The 17,313-nt window shown below is 59.3% G+C and carries 10 protein-coding genes; 6 read left to right on the forward strand and 4 right to left on the reverse strand.

The features are described from left to right. Positions 1-13: 13 nt before the first annotated feature. On the reverse strand, positions 14-2,191 hold the full coding sequence (locus JMN36_RS05170; RefSeq protein ID WP_236883002.1) for a M13 family metallopeptidase: 2,178 nt from the start codon (positions 2,189-2,191) through the stop codon (positions 14-16). Between the two features lie 302 nt (positions 2,192-2,493). Between JMN36_RS05170 and JMN36_RS05175 the strand changes: the two genes are divergently transcribed. The 4 genes from JMN36_RS05175 to JMN36_RS05190 all read left to right on the forward strand — a co-directional run bounded on the left by JMN36_RS05175 (position 2,494) and on the right by JMN36_RS05190 (position 7,208). Beyond that, positions 2,494-3,333, forward strand: coding sequence for a hypothetical protein (locus JMN36_RS05175; RefSeq protein WP_204087803.1), 840 nt, complete (start codon positions 2,494-2,496; stop codon positions 3,331-3,333). Continuing rightward, positions 3,333-4,232, forward strand: coding sequence for a PrsW family intramembrane metalloprotease (locus tag JMN36_RS05180; RefSeq protein WP_221923960.1), 900 nt, complete (start codon positions 3,333-3,335; stop codon positions 4,230-4,232). The genes JMN36_RS05175 and JMN36_RS05180 overlap by 1 nt, the downstream gene beginning before the upstream one ends. 155 nt (positions 4,233-4,387) lie before the next feature. Then, on the forward strand, positions 4,388-5,836 hold the full coding sequence (locus JMN36_RS05185; protein WP_204087805.1) for a glycoside hydrolase family 25 protein: 1,449 nt from the start codon (positions 4,388-4,390) through the stop codon (positions 5,834-5,836). A 76-nt stretch (positions 5,837-5,912) separates the two neighbouring features. Next, the gene (locus JMN36_RS05190; RefSeq protein ID WP_204087806.1) at positions 5,913-7,208 is read left to right on the forward strand and encodes a glycerate kinase; all 1,296 of its coding nucleotides are present in this window, start codon (positions 5,913-5,915) and stop codon (positions 7,206-7,208) included. Between the two features lie 11 nt (positions 7,209-7,219). Here JMN36_RS05190 and JMN36_RS05195 read toward each other — a convergent pair whose 3' ends face one another. From JMN36_RS05195 to JMN36_RS11085, 3 genes are read right to left on the reverse strand one after another with little or no spacing between them, the layout of a single operon-like run. Beyond that, complete coding sequence (locus JMN36_RS05195; RefSeq protein ID WP_236881958.1) at positions 7,220-10,801, reverse strand: arabinosyltransferase domain-containing protein; 3,582 nt, start codon at positions 10,799-10,801, stop codon at positions 7,220-7,222. 60 nt (positions 10,802-10,861) lie between these two features. Then, on the reverse strand, positions 10,862-13,003 hold the full coding sequence (locus JMN36_RS05200) for a galactan 5-O-arabinofuranosyltransferase (RefSeq protein WP_221923961.1): 2,142 nt from the start codon (positions 13,001-13,003) through the stop codon (positions 10,862-10,864). Between the two features lie 19 nt (positions 13,004-13,022). Beyond that, positions 13,023-14,963 (reverse strand): NYN domain-containing protein, encoded by a 1,941-nt coding sequence (locus tag JMN36_RS11085; protein ID WP_412728557.1) that lies wholly within the window; start codon positions 14,961-14,963, stop codon positions 13,023-13,025. 256 nt (positions 14,964-15,219) lie between these two features. Between JMN36_RS11085 and JMN36_RS05215 the strand changes: the two genes are divergently transcribed. Together JMN36_RS05215 and JMN36_RS05220 are read left to right on the forward strand one after the other, a co-directional pair. Then, positions 15,220-16,116: a hypothetical protein gene (locus JMN36_RS05215; RefSeq protein ID WP_221923962.1), complete on the forward strand. Its 897-nt coding sequence runs from the start codon at positions 15,220-15,222 to the stop codon at positions 16,114-16,116. A gap of 10 nt (positions 16,117-16,126) precedes the next feature. Next, the gene (locus JMN36_RS05220) at positions 16,127-17,020 is read left to right on the forward strand and encodes a hypothetical protein (RefSeq protein WP_221923963.1); all 894 of its coding nucleotides are present in this window, start codon (positions 16,127-16,129) and stop codon (positions 17,018-17,020) included. The last annotated feature ends 293 nt before the right edge of the window (positions 17,021-17,313 follow it).

Here is a 17,313-nt window from a genome sequence, read left to right on the forward strand (position 1 = left end):
CACAGTGGTACGGCTACCAAATCTGAACACGGTCTTTCGGTTCCAGCCACATTCCATCACCTGGGCGGACGTCAAAAGCCTCAGCAAATTCGTTGATATTTCGGGCGATCACATTACACCGGAACTCTGAGGGCGAATGCGGATCGATCGCCAAAAACTGAGCACTGAGCTGCGGGCGGATTGCTGTACGCCACACATTTGCCCAGGCCAAGAACAATCGCTGCATGGCCGTAAACGTGGGCGCGTCGTCATAGCTCATGCCAGTGTCCGCGTCCGACTCTTTACCCAGCGGTGCCAAGGCGGTGCCGTCGGTAAGAAGGAACGGCATCTCCGGGGATGTCTCGGGGGTAAGCCCTTGGTCCTCGAGGTACAGGCGGTAGGCAACCACAGCGATGCCTAAGCCACCGAGATCGCCGATGTTCTCGCCGAGGGTAAAACGGCCATTGACGTGCTGGGCAGTCAACCCGCGTTGCTCGAGGCCCTTCGGGATGAGCGGGTTGAATTGATCCACCAACTTACCCGTTAGTTTCTCAAAGGCTTCTCGATCCTCCGACGTCCACCACGAGTTCAAATTGCCCTCGCCGTCGAACTGGGAGCCTTGATCATCGAAACCATGGCCAATCTCATGGCCGATCACCGCACCAATGCCACCGAAGTTCTGGGCCATATCCGCGTCAGGATTAAAGAATGGGGGGCGAAGGATCGCGGCGGGGAAAGTGATGTCATTGACTACCGGGTTATAGAAAGCGTTGACCATTTGGGCTGGAGCCACCCATTCGGACCGGTCCGTCGGGTTCCCCACCTTGGCGATCTCATACCGGTGCCGCCACGCCGCCGCACGTCGGGAATTAGCTACTAGATCCTCGCCATGAGGGGAAAACTCCAGGCCGTCGTAGGTCTTCCACTGATCCGGGTAGGCAATTTTGGCGCGGAAAGTGCCGAGCTTCTCCAGCGCGCGATCCCGCGTATCTGGCGTCATCCAATCGAGGTTGCTAATCCGCTGGCGGTATGCCTTCAGCAGGTAGTCCACGAGGGACAGCATTTTCTGCTTGTGCTCTGGCGGGAAATGGCGTGCCACGAACTCCCGGCCGATATCGTCGGAAATGCTGCCATCAAGGAACGACACCGCGCGTTTCCAGCAGGCACGCTGCTCGGTCGAGCCCGACAACACGCGCCCGTAGAAGTTAAACGACTCGCGGCTCACGTCCTCGGCCAGCAAGGACGCACGCTGCGTCAAGATCTGCCACCCCGCCCACAGTTTCAGCACGGACAGATCCGTTTCCTGGGCCAGCGTCGCCACATGCTCCAGGTAACTCGGTTCGCTAACCACGATCGTGTCCGTCGACAACTCAGTCGCTTCCAGCCATGTTTTCCACGGGAAACCGGTGGGCAGATCGTCCACGGAGGTGGGGTTATACGTCTTGAGCGCGTCGCGAGTGTCCTCCACATTCCAGTGGCCCTTCGCGAGGCGCGTTTCGAACTCAATGATGGCCTCCGCCAACTTCTCATTCGACGCGTCGGCGAATTCTGCCGGGACCAGGGGAGAGTCCTGCCACTCCGGGCCGCTGGTGGCATCGCGAGCCATCGTGAACATCGTCGCAATGTGCTCTTTGAGCTTCTCGACGATGGGCCGGTGAGCCTCTTCGCGGTAGTAGGCCTCATCGGGAAGGCTGAGCCCGCCCTGATTCAAATAGGCCGCGTCGATGGGGGAATCCGACGCCTTCGCCACGTAATAACCGGCCAAACCGCCAATCCCGACGACGTCTAACGCGCCGAGCGCCCGCGCAAAATCCTCAAGATTATCGACGTTGATGCGTGCGAGATCGTCCTTCAGCGGAGCAAAACCGGCCTGGTTGACACCCTTGTCGCCGTCGACGTCCATGAAGCTTGCGAAACCCGCGCCGATCCGTGTGGTGGGGTCGGCGTCTTTGATAATCGCGTTGACATCCTCTTCTGCTTGGTCGCGGAGTGTGTGGAAGGTGCCGTCGACGGGGCGATCGTCGGGGATGGGGTGGTGCGATAGCCACGATCCGGACACGTACCGGTAGAGATCGTCGCTGGGTGAAGGGCGAGTAGCTGGGGCCTCGGAAATATTGTCAGGGATTGAAGTTTCGCCTGAGTGATTGTTCTGCGCTGGCGTGTTCTGTGATGATTTGTCATCCGATGGTGTGGTGGGCTCGGGATTGTTCACGGTTATGACCTTCCTTTCATGTGTGAGGAATGATAGCGGGCGGGTGGGACATGTAGTCACGCAACCATAGTGGGTAGCGGGGCCGGTTTGGGGTTGCGGGCACGCGCTTGTGGTGATGTGTGGGCTGCACAGCCCAGGTGATTTTGGTTACAAAATAGAATTTTATTAGCTATAAGAAGCGGGTAAATGGGCAGGTCATCACCCAGATACTACCCACCGGTCGTCATTCTGTGGTGCTTTCCATACAAAAACTACGCGCGCAGGCAGCCTGATGTCTCACTGTGCTGCTATTGTCCTTCGTCATGAGTGGCGAGAAAACACACGACATACCGCCGTGGGGGGACGCACCACAAGAGGGGCAGCCACCCACGCACAGCACCGTCGCAGGCGTCGACGGAGGCGTCGGGGGAGGTCAAAATCCTGACGCAGCCGGCGACCTTAACACGGCTCGGGAACTCGACGCCGACGCATCCCGTTATCAACCCCTTCCGCAAGGGTCAAAGAAAACCGCGATTTGGGCCACGTCGTTAATCGTCGTTGGAGGCCTACTAGCCGCACCGGTCATTGTCGATAAGGGCGCGCCGGGCGACTATCCCGGCGATAAACACGGCGGGGATATCACCGTCGGAATGAAAGATAGCACGAACTTTACCGGGCCTAACCTGGGAGAATGCTACGACCAGTCGGACGACAACCCGTACGGATCCACCTACAAGTGCGGCAATGTCAAGATCGATACGGCCACGATGACAGGCAACGACGATGTCGACCACGTGTTCCGTCGTGGCATCCGGGCTACCGCCCACGTCAAAATCAACGGTGACCTGCCCACCACGGAGGCATCCAATGGTGAATGGGACGCGCTTGTGACGGCCCTGGAACCGAAGGAATCCGTCACCAAACCGGACGCGAAGAAAGTGGTGTCGGCGGCTTTCACCAAGAAGGACGATAAGTCAACAACCATTATCGCCACCGTGAGCAGCACCGACGATGACGCCCTAGCTACCACAATGAGCAAAATTGTTTCCGCGCGTGGCCTGAAAACCGATGCCGTGCGCATGGCCCTGACGAAGTCGGCCACCAGTGACAATGACTCTCGCGGAGAGTCCGACGAACACCTACCAAACACGGGGGAGGCGTAATGCGAAAAGACGTATTCACCTGGACATACATCGTTCTGGCGGTGGTATGCCTGGTCGTTGGCGGTCTCATGTCTGCCATGACTCTTGCGGAAACACCCGACGCTGTTGCAGTAGGCGTGGTGGGTGCCGTGATCTACCTCACCGTGTTCTTCGCCATCATGCGATTCCTGCCGATCTGGAGAAAAGGCAGCCTGATCTGGGTGATCGTGAGCCTCTACTGGGGGGCATTCATGGTCATCTCTACGGTCATGATCACGGAGCTCGCGTTCTCCGACATCCTGAAGGAAGCGGGCTTGGGGCGGTTCGAAGCCTCCGCAACGGGCGCGATTCCGGAGGAGCTCGCCAAGGCGCTCGGCATTTTTGTCATCTTGTTCATGGCGCGACGCGTGTGGGATAGGCCGTGGCACGGGCTGTTGGCCGGTCTTTCCGTCGGCATGGGGTTCGAGGTCATGGAGAACTTTGTGTACAGCGGTGGTGGCGCCCTTTATAACGCCACCTCAGACGTGCAAGGGGCCACCGAAATGTGGATCCTCCGCACCGGGTTGGGGTTCGGTTTACATCCCATGTGTGCAGGTCTGGCCGGTTTCGGAATTGCCAGCGCCCTCATGCTGACCAACAAATCTATGCTGTGGCGGTTGATGGTGGGCATCGGTAGCGTGCTCGGCGCGATTGTGTTCCATGGATGGTGGAATTTCCAATGGCCGAGTTCACTCCAGCTGGTTGCCGTCATCGTCGACTGGCTTGCTCTGCTCGCTGTGACCATCGTCCTTCTGGTTAAAAACTGGTCGAAGGCGAAGAGAGATAAGAAACGTCCCCTGCCTAGCCATAAAGAAGCCTGGGATCTGATCCCCGTGCGTGACACTCAGTATCCATCAGTGCCGACGACCGCTGCGCAATGAGGCGGCCATCTTGTCCCGTGCAGTGCTTTCGTCGGCAATTGTCATGTCATGTCGACCCCCGCTGTGCCAGGTAGAGAAAGCGATGATACACAAGTAATCGCATGAGTAGCGTGTTTCGCCTGTTGTTTATGTGTCTAATGAGTTAAAGTGTGGCCATGTCTGACTTGCGTAAGCCCTCCGCCGCACGTTCGCGTACCCGGTTCCGTCGAATCATCCCGGGGCTCAATCCGTTCCCGAAAACGATGAAACACCGGAAATTCGCCGGCGCAGCCCTTATGACAGGCTCATTACTGACGACGGCCGCCCTCGTGTCCACGGCGACCGGGTTTACGCCAGCCGATGCCCTCAACGGCATCGACGTCTCGAGCAACAACCACTTCGGTGGGCAGGCGATCGACTGGGATTCAGTGGCCAACGACAACCAGTCGTTCGCGTTCATTAAGGCCACGGAAGGTACGAGTTACACCAACCCATACTTCTCATCCGATTCGAAGAAAGCCAAAGCCGCTGGCCTGACGATTGGTTCGTATCACTACGCCCGGCCCGGTGGAGATCCGCGCCAAGAGGCACAGTTCTACACGAAAGAACTAGCCAACCAGCCGCAGCCGTCGCTACCCCCAGCTCTGGACCTGGAGGAGACCGGCGGTTTAAGCCCATCCCAGTTGCAAAAGTGGGTCCGTGACTGGGTTGATGAGGTCGAGAAGCAGACCGGCCGCACGCCGATCATGTACACCTACTACAGCTTCTGGATTAACAACATGGGGAACACCACGGAGTTCTCCGACATGCCGCTGTGGCTGGCGTATTACGAGGATTCCTTGCCATCGACCATCCCCGGTGGCTGGAACCACGTCACATTCTGGCAGCACTCCGGTTCAGGGTCCGTTGACGGTGTTAACACCGAAGTCGACTTGAACAAGTACGACGGATCGGACTCCGAGCTCGCCTCGCTGGCGAAGAGCATGAAGGAAGACACCCCGGTTGGCGGTGTGGCCACCACGGTGAAACCAGCCGTGGACGCTGATGTGGCGTCGGCAAGCGTGTCCAACGACATCCAGCATCAGCTGCAGACTAGCTCAAACCCTGTTCTCAAGACCATTGGGAATTCGTTCAACGTCCCCATTCCGGATTCGGTTCTGGTGGCGACGTTGGGCGTGGCGGCCGGAACGGTGTCGCTGTCTCAGCTGTGGGACACGATCCGTGAAGAGGGCTTCGGTGGTCAATTGGCTGACCAGCTTGTCCGGGCCGTGAGCGAAGTGTCTCAGAACGGCGGGCTTCCGAAAGACCAGCTCCAAGGGCTTTTGGGTGAGAACGCTGGGACCACCTTAGGGCAGCTGGAAAAGGCACTGTCAGATGCGATGGTTGCTCTGGGCAGTGGTGGAGCGCCTGGTAGTGACGGTTCCGATGCGGTACCGTCGGGATCGTCGGGAAGTGCGGATGCTTCGGGAAGTGCGGGAACGAGTTCCAACGGTTCGAGCGCGGGAAGTACAAACGCTTCGGGGAGCAGCCAAAGCTCCAGCTCGGGTAGCGCGAGCGGATCGACTGGTTCGACCCAGCTTGACCAGGGACAGCAGGTTCAGTCCGTTCCAGATTCGAATTCATAGCCGCACCAGCAGCATTCGGTAGAACCCGGTAGCACCCGATACTCGGTAGCACCCGGTTAACACAGGGACGGCACTTATGCGCGTACTGATAGCCCCGGACAAGTTCAAGGGATCGCTCACCGCCGCGGAGGCAGCGGAGGCTATGGAGCGTGGTGTGAAGCGTGCTCTCCCGCGCGCCGAATGCATGACAATTCCCGTGTCCGACGGTGGCGAAGGCCTTGTCGAGGTTGCTTTGTCAGCGTCCCGTCGAGGTCGTCGTATTGGTGGGGATTATGATGCTGACCTGCGTGTAACGAGGGTATGCGGCCCCCTTGGCGACGACCATGACGCACGGTGGGTCCTCATGAAGGCCCGCGACCCCAGTGGCTCTCACACGAGTCGAATGGATGAATTCACTAAGCGCTCTGATGGCCACAACAGGGACGAGGACCACGATTCCATTGCCGTCATCGAAATGGCGGAAGCCAGTGGGTTGGCGTGGATCACCCCGGGGCCAGACGCGTCCCTGCGAGCGGACAGCTACGGTACGGGGCAATTAATTCGGGCGGCGGTGGACGCCGGCGCAACAACTATTATCTGCGGGATTGGCGGTTCTGCCTGCACCGATGGCGGAAGTGGGGCACTTCGCGCACTCGGAGCCCGCATCCTCGACGCCGATGGCAATGACGTTGCGCCCGGAGGCAAAGGCCTGTGCCACGCCCGCGCGATTGACACGTCGGATCTCATGCCCTCCCTTCGTCTCCATCATTCTGACTCCGAATCTGATTGTGCCCGCATCATCATCGCCACGGATGTTTCCAACCCCCTCCTCGGATCAGACGGCGCGGCCGCCGTTTATGCACCTCAAAAAGGTGCAGGTCTCCAGGAAATAGACGTACTGGAGAAAGGACTATCCCAATGGGCAGCGTGTTTATCTCGTCTCAACGCAGACTTTGATCCAGGCAATGGAGGAATGGGCGCAGCGGGCGGTTTCGCCTCTGGCTTGACGGCGACGTGTTCCGCTGTGACCGTTCCCGGCTTTGATGCCGTTGCCCAGCTCAACGGCTTTGACGAAGCTTTAGAAGCCGGAGCCGATCTGCTGATCGTCGGCGAAGGCTCTTTAGATCAACAGACGTTGTCCGGGAAGGTACCCGTCGCAGCAGCGCGCCGGGCTGGGACTCGTGGCATTCCGGCCGTGGCTGTTGCAGGAGCAGTCAACGTTCAGAATGACGAGCTCGGGGACGCCGGAATATCGGATGTCATTGGGCTCGCTGAGGTGTCAGACCGAGCGGGTGACAAGGATGACACCATTCAGCACGCCGCCGAGTATGTCGAAGGTGCTACCGAAAAGCTTGTCCGACGGTTCCAGTCAGGCGAGACGCACCCGGCCTAGCCCCAACCGGCCTAGGCGGACGACCCCTGGTCTTTGTAATTCATTGGGCCAGGGTTCCATAGACCGGAACGAGTTTCGGTCTTTTCGGTAATATGCCCGGGTTTAATCTCTTTCTTCTTCGAGTTAGCAGGGGGCAGGAGTAAGTCGAGTTCACCCCAGTCACGTCCCCAGTCATCCCTGAAGTAGGTGGGCAGAGCCATGGGGACGGTGGTCGTTTCGACCAGGCCGAGGGATCCGCCGCCGCTGTAGTCCATCCATCCGCTATTGGCGCGTTGCGAGTCATAGCTGGGCGCTATTCGGTACTTCGGCAGCTCTGCAACTCCGGCCCAGTGATCGTATTGACGCTGGCAGGGGAACTGCAGCGGCGTCTCCCACTCGAGGAATACCGGGTCCTTGCGGCCCACATAGGAATTGAGGGTCTCAAGTTGTGGCATCCGTGGCGGCGTGAACGCTAACCAGTCCCGCCGCGCTAGCTCTTTATCTTTAGCGTGCAGGCGGAGCACGTTAGCGTCGTCGGGAATGTCTGAAGTGAGGAACCGGAGGTTTCGCCACATGGGTGCGGGGCCGGGATCAATGGGGAGAAGTTCACCCGTGTTGGTGACTTTGCCACTGTCATCTCTATGGCCGTACTCCAGCACCAAGTCGAGACCCGGCTGGACAACTCCATTGCTGTCGATGTGTTTAATAGATCCCGCAGCCGACACCACGATCAGCGGCGATGTGCGCTGGTCCAGCTTGTACCACGACGTTTTAGTCTCAGCAGGTACCTGAATGCCGCTGCTGTATGAGCCGACAACCGGCACTTTCTTGGGGTTAAGCCCGAACGGAAGCGCAGCCGCAGAATCGTTAATCCCGCGCGTGTGCTGGGTACCACCCTTTGTTCCAGCGGAGCTCGTGGAGCTCGAACTCGAATTGCTCGTTCCCCGGGCATTCGCTTTTTCAGAGTCACCGGCCCCGGCTTCCCCGCGGTTCGTCCCTGATGTTTGTGGCCCGCTGGTCGAGTTGTTCGTGCTTTGATCGGAGCTGTCAGTATCGGACGAGTTGTTAGTCGAGTTCCGTGACTTGTTGTTCTCCGCCCTTTCTTGTTCCGCAGCATCAACAGTGTCGACCGTGTTGAAGTCGATGTCAGGGTAGATGGCTGCTGGGATATTATTCGCGCCGAAGTTTTGGTTGTTATCGGCGGTCAATGAATCCTTGAACTTGCTGCCGTCGGCAGTAGAGAGCATGTTGCTCGACGGGTGTTTTTCTACCTCAACATAATCCGCCATCTGGCAGGTTTTCCCTGCTAGGGTGCGGATATTTCCCAGCCCGACGGAGTACGCGGGGTATTGCTTAATAAACGCTTTCCCCATGGCTGCACAGTTAAAGACGACGACGAGCGCGCAGAGAACAGCAATGGGCGATGACGTCAAAGCAGCGAACCGTTGTGCTCGCGCGCGTTCACGTTTTTCCAGCGCTTCGCTCTCTGAGTTGGTTTCGGCCAGCGTCTCTTGAATGTCCAACCGGAAGGATTGGATAACTCCCCACACCATGATGAGCAGCGCGATGACCAACACAATGGTGGACACTTGGGTGTCTTTGATCGAGATGGGTTTGTCATACCACGGGACGCCCAGCGAGGAGACGTACCACCAGCCGTTAATCCCTGCCAGCGCTAAAGCTCCCAGGAAGATGGTGATACCGAGGTAGAGGAACCGGTTACGGACGGATCGCGCGGCAAACTGCGACGCGGCAACCGAGGCTAGAGCAGCAACAGCAGCTCCCACACCTGCGTAGACGCCGAAGTGGTGGGTCCACTTCGTCGGCGTGAATGCCATGAAGAACGCCGTTCCGATAACGACGAGCACGAGTCGCTGCGTCGGCCCAGGTCGAGCGCCCAGCACAGTTTTATGGCGCAGCATCGCGGCGAGCACGGTGCCCAGGGCCAGAATCACCATGAAGATGGGGAATCGACGCGCGAAGGACCCGTTTTCTGTCGCGGAGAAGAGCGCTTCGTAGCGAACCGACTCCTCATACCAGTGGAGTGATGGGCCGATAAATCCGCGCAGTTTGATCGACTGCATCACAGTGGAGAGAGTTTGATCTCCGAAGACCGCGACGAGGATTGCGGTGCCCACTGCGAGGAATGGTGCTAGTAGTGCAGTAACACCCCCAACAACCGCTTTCTTGCTTGATGATTTCGGGGTGCCCAATGCGTCGAGGCGGTGGATGACAATCCGGAAAATGCCGGACAGCGCTGCTAGGAGTGCAGCCACAGCCATGAGTCCGGTTGGTCCCGCCGCGAGCGATATCGACGCCACGATGACTGCGAGGGCTGCCGGGGCCAGTCGGTCCGTGCAAATGGCCCGTTCCAGAAGGACCCATGTCAAGATCGCGCCGAGGGCGATAACTGGTTCGGGGCGCAGGCCGTTGTTGTAGGCCATCCAGACGGCGAGGAACACGAAGCCCGCGGTCCAGTAAGGGACTTTTCGTCTCGCGATTTCTGGGCCAAAGCGTGGGATGACACACCGTGAAAGCAAGAACCAAGTGAGGAATGCGGCGATGATTTCGGGCAGACGCATCCACGTGGATGTCGTCCCAACCCGGGCCATGAGGCCGAGGAGGTCATAGTAGGGGGCACCGAAAGGAGATTCGGGTACGCCGAACCACCGGTAGTAGTTGGCCATGTAGCCGGAGTGTTTGGAGGCCCTCGCCATCGTAAGCAGGTAGCCATCGTCCGACGTGTTCGCGCCGAAGAAATACCAGTAGATCAGTACAGTGCTGACGATGCCGTCGAGGACGGTGAACTTCTTCCAGTTCTTCGGCAGCAGCGGCACACGTTGGCGGGTGCCAACCTTGTCTAATCTCCAGAGCGCGACAAGGGAGACCACCGCCAAGATGAGCCCGGCGATCATCACGACATACTTCACCAGGGTTGGCCGCGACGTAAACCGCGAGTCGATAGTTGCGTGCGCCTGAAAGCCGGCATTAATCGCGTCGTCCTTGGCGCTCGACGCGACCTCGGTGTAGACACCGGTCATCTGCGGGCGCCTGTCTCCTTCGACAGTGGCCGAGAGTTTTTTCCCACTCTTGTCGGTCTGACCAGGTACATCAATGGTGGTCGACGTTGCGTCGGAGTGAACCTTGAGTGTGGCGCCGTCCGGCAGTGAGTCAAGCGTCGAGTTCGTGATCTGCAGAATGACCTGGCTGCGGTTAATGACGTCGACACCGTCGTCAGTGGCACGAACAATGAGCCCTCGGGATGCGACGAACCGTGAATCGTGCGGGAGGGTGGAAAGAAGGTCCGTCTGGTTGTCGTTGAGGTTGTCAGCCAGGGATAGCGGGACCGTGAAGTCGAGTGACTCGGGGGAATAAGAAATCAGGGGTGCGACAACGGAATTGATGTTGTCGTTTTGCGGCCAGTCAATGGACGATTGTGTCTGTTTGACGGGCAAGAGGGGGGTGAGAATGAACAGCAAGAAGGCGGCAATACCGGTGACTGCCGCCACTATTTTGGTACGTCGAATGCGGGAGTCTCCGCCCGAGCCTTCATTGTGGGGCTGTTGCGGGGCGGGACTGCTTCCTTTATTGCCGTCAGTTTTCACCCGTGACACGTGTTGGGAGTCTACGTCACGTTCCTGTGAGGAGACCATTCTGGTTACATCACCTGACATCTATTGGGGTCTAACAGCGACAATAAATGGTCCAACCTGCGTCACTGTCCAGTCGCTGAATGCTTCGGGGTTGAAGCGGATGGAACGGAAATGCACATTCGGGTCGCTGGGGTACACATCATCAGCGACGTTCAGGGCCCAGTCGTCATCGTCGACGGAGCCACGGAAGAGGATGGCGTCGGGTTTCCGCCAGGGCATGTCGTCCATAGCGGAGTTGAGTTCCTCGGGGGTTTCCGCCTCTGACCACTTCTCGATGGCGGCGTTCCGTTGCACAAATTTGCCGAGCGGGTTGGCGTAGTGGGCGGTCAGCGCCTGGAACTCGAGGTAGGGACGGTACGCCATGAAGGCCTGTTCGTCGGCAAGAAGAACAGTGTCAGTGGGTTCGCGCCCGATGGTGTCGGCGACTTTCTGGTAATAGGTGCCAGAATCTGCGGGGACTCCGTCGTTGCGATGTCCGTCGCCGTCGGTGTCGGAGTAAGCGGAATTGATCGAGTGGGAGATGGACCAGGGGATTGTCGCCGCGAATTCGGTGGCCGCAATCCCAACGAGTACGCCGATGACCAGTGTGATCGTGGGTGCCGCCGTGGCAAACCTCTCGGGGTACAGGGCAGGTATCCCGTGCGCGAGGGCATCACGCAGTCCGAGCACACCGGCGGTGGCGAGCAGCATGGTGATCGGCGGTTCCAGGCGGAACCCCAGCAGCGTTGTCCCGTGGAGTGTGGCGGCCATGGAGAGTAGCACCCAGGCGTAGTAGGTCAGCACAGCGATGGCGATCGGCATCGCGATGGGATGCGTGAACCGCACAATGAGCCAGATAACACCGACGAGGCAGAGGAACCCGAGGACGGTCATGTGGAACATGGGTGTCGGGATTTGTGTCCCGTCGGCAGGTAGGTAGTGCTGCGCTGTATCCGTGCTTCCATGTGGCTTGGTCAGCAGGTCCTTGATATAGGGAGCCCAGACAGTCGCTGCGATCAGGAGGGAGCCGATACCAATGCCCGCGAGCCGGATGATCGGTAAGAACGATTTCCGACGGATGGCTATGACGAGCCCAATGACGACAATGGCGAGAGCATTAACACCGGTGAACAGGGTGTAAAGGGTTGCCGATGCGCCGAGGAAGATCGCTGTTGCGAGTGCCGACCAGCGGGCTCCGTTGATGGCACGCCACGCGAACACAGCTGCAGCGGGGATCCCCATGCCGACGATGGCCGCGTAGGGCTCGAACGACGACATAGACAACATGATGGCCGTGGTGGTGAGCGCAATGGTGGTAGCGAGCGGCAGACTGCCGGTGATGCGTTGCCATACGGGCACGAGCATGCACGCTGCTGCGCTGAGTGTGATGATGGCCCACGGTTGGAATGCGGCCCATCCCGCGAGTCCCGTGTAGTGGGCGAATCGCCCGCCGGTGATGAACCAGCCGGCGGGGTAGAAGGTGGGGATGTCCGGGTAGGCCATGTCATGGAGGCCAAATTGCGCGGTCATCCGAGTGAGGAATTGCGTCCGAAATGCCTGGTCTACCGAGATTCCGTCGAGGTACAGGCGAGTGGCGGACAGGGGGATGGTGAGCACTGTGCCTACTAGTCCGGCGGGGGACATGTAGGTGACGATGTATGTCAACCAGACTCGCCATCGGGGACGACGAACAGCGGGGGCGGCGGCTTCCTTTTTTGCATCGGAGTTCTTCGCACCGCTGTTCTTTCCGACGCTGCCATATCCGGCTTGTTTCCCGTCGTGAACCCACCAAATAAGGAGTGCAGCCACGACCACAATGAGAATGGCCGACGTCAGCGTGGAGAGCGCCTTGAGAACGTTGGAGTTGCTAAAAGCCGGAAAGTGCGTGGCCTTCATGAGGCGCCAGAAGACCAACGCCATGATTCCGCCCCCGACCACCGCCAGGACCATGTTCACGATGGTTCGCCTGAGTCCAATGTGGTCTCCGGTGCGACCCAGGGAAGGCAGGACGGGATCTGCGGATGCGGCTGCGTCAGCATTATCGACACTGCTCGCGTCATGGGTTGTCGTGATGGAATCCGCAACCGGTGTGGATGCTGGATCCTTGTGCGACGTATCGCTCCCCTTGTTCGATGCCATGGGGTAGATCATGGCATATCGGTGGGACAGAGGGGACATCGCCATGCCCCCTCCTCGTCGGCGATTACTCGTCGCCAGTGATCAGGATCGCGCGGATCCCGGTGTGGAATCCGTCGCGCAGACTGACGCGCTGCGATTCGTTCAGTGTGTATTCGTGCAACGATTCGCACGCGAATTGCAGGAGCGGACGATCCACATTCGGCGGGAGCCCTCCGCCGGAGAGAACGTGCGCGCTGTCACGTTGTTCCTCGGTCGCGACGTGATGGAACCACCAGGTCGCATACTGTTGGCCGACGTCAAACGGGGTTTGGAATCCCGTGGTAGTCCAAATCTCGTTGGGCAGGGGCACGTACCGAGACCGGAGCTTCCGCCGTGGCGCCATCATTGATGGCTTGGGCGCGGGTTTGGGTTGTGGCGTGGGCGTTACAGCCTCGGGGGCGTTGTTATCGCTCGAGTCATCGCCCGACGCGGTCTCGTCGGAACCCCCATCCGATGCCTGCTGTGATGCCGCCAGTTGCGCTGCTTGATGGCGCGCCGCAACATTCCTCGGGGTCGCCACAGTGGTCGGCCGATCCGCCGAGCGTGGGTCCTCGGGCTTGCTGTCGTCCTTCGGTGCCGGGTTATCGGCCGCCTCCGTCGTGGAGCCTTCATTTGCCGCCAGAGCTCCTCCGACTGCTTCAGCCGGTTGAGTGGCTCGTTGCTTGCCGACGCTGGACTCCGGAATTCGTGTCGCGGGTGATCCTCCCGACGGCGAATGCTCCGTCTGCCCTGGTACCGCCTGGTCAGCATCGGCGGGACGGGTCTGCGCTGTCGTGGTGCTGGCCTCGGGTCCGCGACTCCCATCTCGGTTCCCATCGCGATCCCCACTGTGCCGACGATCCGCTGCGTTAGCGCTCCGTCGGGCGCAGGCCATCATGTCGGCCGGCGTAGGGCGTGATGGAGTTGACTCCGCTGAGTGAGATTCGTGGGCGGACGTTGATTGCCCGCCATGCTCACCATCGGCGGCATTGTTGTTCCCGCGGACACGCCGGGATGCCCACGTGTCTTCGCTGGTGTTCCCGGGTTGGCTGGCCGCTCCATGCCGATCCGCCTCATGAGCGTTCGCCTCATGGGCATGGGCGGAATCCGCACGTGAGGAATGGTCGTCGCCACCCTTATTTTGCGTCGGCTGATCGTTGTCGACGCTGTCTCCAGCTGGGGACGCTGTCCGCTTGTCAGCCGATGAGGCGGGGGAATCAGCCACGCCGGTTCCACCAACGGAAGCGCCCGAAGCGCCACCCTCGGAACCATCACCACCGGATTTACCAGCATCAGAGTCGCCATCGCCCGGGGCGGTCTTGTCAGATGAAACATCCCCAGTCGGTGCGTCACCGGAGGCCACATTGTCGCCTGCTTGGCCGTCGACAATGGGATCCTGTGCCTCCAGCGGACGCGGGGGAATGGACGGCGGAATGGGCCCCTCAAGTGGCTGGATCTGCATGGTATCGGCGAAGTCTTCGCGTGGATCTAGCACGGTGATCGAGTCGCATTTGTGCCGGAGGGCGTTGGACATCGAGTCCCAGCTGAACCCGTAGAGGTGAACCCGCACTCCCATCGCGGACGCTTCGACAACACCGGGGATCATGTCTTGGTCGCCGGACACGAGCACCATGTCGGAGCACTGTTGGCGGACCGCCGCCAGAATCATATCGGCAACGAGCCTGGTATCGACCGCTTTTTGTGTGCGCCGTTGCCCAGTCTCGATTAGCAACCCCGCGCGCAGTTGAACCCCGTCGACTGTCCGGAGTGCGCGTTGGTACCGGTGAGGCCCGGAATCCGGGATGCCGTCGTACCAGTTTTGTCGCTGTACAGGCTGGCCAACATGTTGCGTAATCATTCGGTCGAGCACTGAACAGACTTCGGGTAGATCAATTTCGAGCTGTGTTCGGGCACCTTCTTCCCATGAGTTGTAAAAGCTTGCTAGAAGATAAGAGGTATCGACGAAAACTAAGGTGCGTTCGAGCATCGTTCACGGTTTCCTAACTAAAATTTATCTAACTTTTTGTAAAAGGTTCTGGGGTTCAGGTTAGCGATTTCTAGTCACTAACGCCGACTCACGCGCCCGCATTCTAGTGCATTTTGCGGGGAGCCCCCACTGTATTGGTTCCCCCAACTATCCAAGAGTAGTTCGCTATGTATAACCTTAACGGGGGCTTGTCGACGCTCAATGTCGGGGTTTCACCGCGCGCTCGTAGAGGACAAGGTGGTAAAGAATAGAGGGTATGGACTTGCATTCGACGGATCCGACGGCGGACCCGCGTGATCGTTCTGCTGCTGCGCGCGACCGCTCTGCTGAAGAGTGGCGGGAATGGGATCCCGCCGACGCTCCGATCGCGTGGATGCGGAAGGCTACGGTGGCGGAGGCTCGCCGTGTGTGGTCCGTGCCGTGGGGGAGTCGGCGCCGCAAGGATGCTTCGATTCTCGTCCGCGATTGCAACTTAGCGCTGCACGAGGGCTTGATTTATTCATTTGTGGGGGAATCAGCGCCTGAATCCACTGGTAGCCGGACCGCTACCACTGCTGCTACCTCCACCCCTACCACCGCCACTCCGAACGTGGCTACTTCTAGCCCGTCGGCGTCGGCGGCCAGAATTTTGCAGGTTCTCGCTGGTCAAGAGCGCATCTCGGGCGGAATCGTCTCTGTGTTTGGCGAGTCCCCCTATGACAACGCCCGCACAATGGACAGCACCGTTCTGGCCGGGGTGTCGGTTCGGTACCCTGCTCAGTGGCGTGCTGACCGGGTGCTTCGCACTGCCGCCCGTCGTTACCCAAACTGGGACGACGATTACGCGGAAATGGTGTCTCGCGCTTTCCAGCTGGATCTCTCCACAAAGGTTAACCAACTATCGACGCAGGCCAGGACGCTGTTATCGGCGGTGGTAGCCGTGGCGGCACGCGCACCCTTGACGTTATGGGATAGGCCGTGCGAGGGGCTGAGCCCGGAACGTCGAAAGTTAGTGATGCAGACTCTCGTGGCTGATTGTGCTGCACACCCGAGGACTGTGGTGATGAATCAGGCTGATCGTTGCGCCGACAAGCTGGTGCATGCTTCCGCGGATCGTCTCTTCGTCGTCTCTGGCAGCACGGTTGTCGGGGACTTTCCGACGGATGACGCGTAGGGGGTGTGTGATGCCAGTTCGTGACCGTCTGTCCTTGGCCGATGTGTCAACCGGTAGTCGCTGGTTAGTGGACCTGATGGTTGTCCTGGCATTGTGGATGGATGCGTCGCAGCCCGTGTTCGGTGCGACGACGGCAATGGTGTGGTGCATCCTCACGCCGTACGGAAATCCACGCTTGTTGGCTTATCGAGCGTTCGGCCTGACCATTGTCCGCTATGTTCGCGATTATGTGCTGGTTGCCGTGGCTCGTTCAGTGGCGTTGGTCGCGGTTGGGGGTCTGATCGGTGTCCTTGTCCGACGTGGCATCGCAGGGTGGAGTTTGCCGCCTTTTCTGGGCTCTTCCCGTGCGGAATCTGTGACTCCATTTATCATGTACCTGCTGGTCGTGGCGTTTGCCGGCGTCGTTTTGGGGCTCGGTTTTAACGCCTTTGCGGGGTCGCGGTCGATGTCGGTGCGGCAGTATTCGGGACTCGGTAGCGCCCAAAAGTTCGATGGCGACCACTATGCAGAATCAGCATTTGTAGGCGAAGGCGCCGGCTTGTCGGATCTGATGGTGGAGCTGTGCGGTGGAAGATCCTCGGCAGAAACGCCGCGTACAGAGGAAGAACAGCACAACTTGACCTGGCACTTCCTACCTACCCGCGAAACCTGGTGGGGAGTTTTCGCTGTAGCCCTGCTCCTATGTGGCGTCAGTTTCGTGACTGAATCAATGATTGTTCTAGTTGTCGGCCTGCTTGTGACCTGCGCACTTGTGGGCTTCGCTCTTGTTTCCATCGCCCGGAACGCCAGTAGCTTCGGTATCCCGCGAGCCATCATGTGGAGAAAGAACTCAGTCCTCGCCGTCGGTCAGGCAGTGTGGATAGCTGTCCTCTTCTCCATCACCGCGGTGTCGATCGCGGGGTAACTGTTTTTGCCACTTTGCCAGTTATCTGCATTTTGTTGGTAGCCCTCCTGCTTTAGCTCACCGCCTGAACCCGTGGACTTGTCGTTTTATTTTCGACGGTGGTTTCGCTTGGTGAGTGTTCGGTGTTCTTTTGTGATGAACCATGTCCATCGGGGGTGTTTGTTGTTGTGTTTTGTGGGTGTGTGCTGGGGGTTTGTGGTGTGTGGGTGGGGTGTGTAGTGTTTTTTGTCGTCGCCGAGGCAGCCGCCCGGCAGCTGGAAAGATTTGTAGCCGGTTGTTGGTTGTGTTGGTGG

Source organism: Corynebacterium pseudokroppenstedtii (assembly GCF_019754945.1).
GTDB classification, from domain to species: Bacteria; Actinomycetota; Actinomycetes; order Mycobacteriales; family Mycobacteriaceae; genus Corynebacterium; species Corynebacterium pseudokroppenstedtii.

Bases quoted from the DNA above. Each gene is read 5' to 3' on its own strand.
- JMN36_RS05175 (WP_204087803.1), top strand. From the start codon at position 2,494: ATGAGTGGCGAGAAAACACACGACATACCGCCGTGGGGGGACGCACCA.
- JMN36_RS05180 (WP_221923960.1), top strand. From the start codon at position 3,333: ATGCGAAAAGACGTATTCACCTGGACATACATCGTTCTGGCGGTGGTA.
- JMN36_RS05185 (WP_204087805.1), top strand. From the start codon at position 4,388: ATGTCTGACTTGCGTAAGCCCTCCGCCGCACGTTCGCGTACCCGGTTC.
- JMN36_RS05190 (WP_204087806.1), top strand. From the start codon at position 5,913: ATGCGCGTACTGATAGCCCCGGACAAGTTCAAGGGATCGCTCACCGCC.
- JMN36_RS05200 (WP_221923961.1), bottom strand. From the start codon at position 13,003: ATGGCGATGTCCCCTCTGTCCCACCGATATGCCATGATCTACCCCATG.
- JMN36_RS11085 (WP_412728557.1), bottom strand. From the start codon at position 14,963: ATGCTCGAACGCACCTTAGTTTTCGTCGATACCTCTTATCTTCTAGCA.
- JMN36_RS05215 (WP_221923962.1), top strand. From the start codon at position 15,220: ATGGACTTGCATTCGACGGATCCGACGGCGGACCCGCGTGATCGTTCT.
- JMN36_RS05220 (WP_221923963.1), top strand. From the start codon at position 16,127: ATGCCAGTTCGTGACCGTCTGTCCTTGGCCGATGTGTCAACCGGTAGT.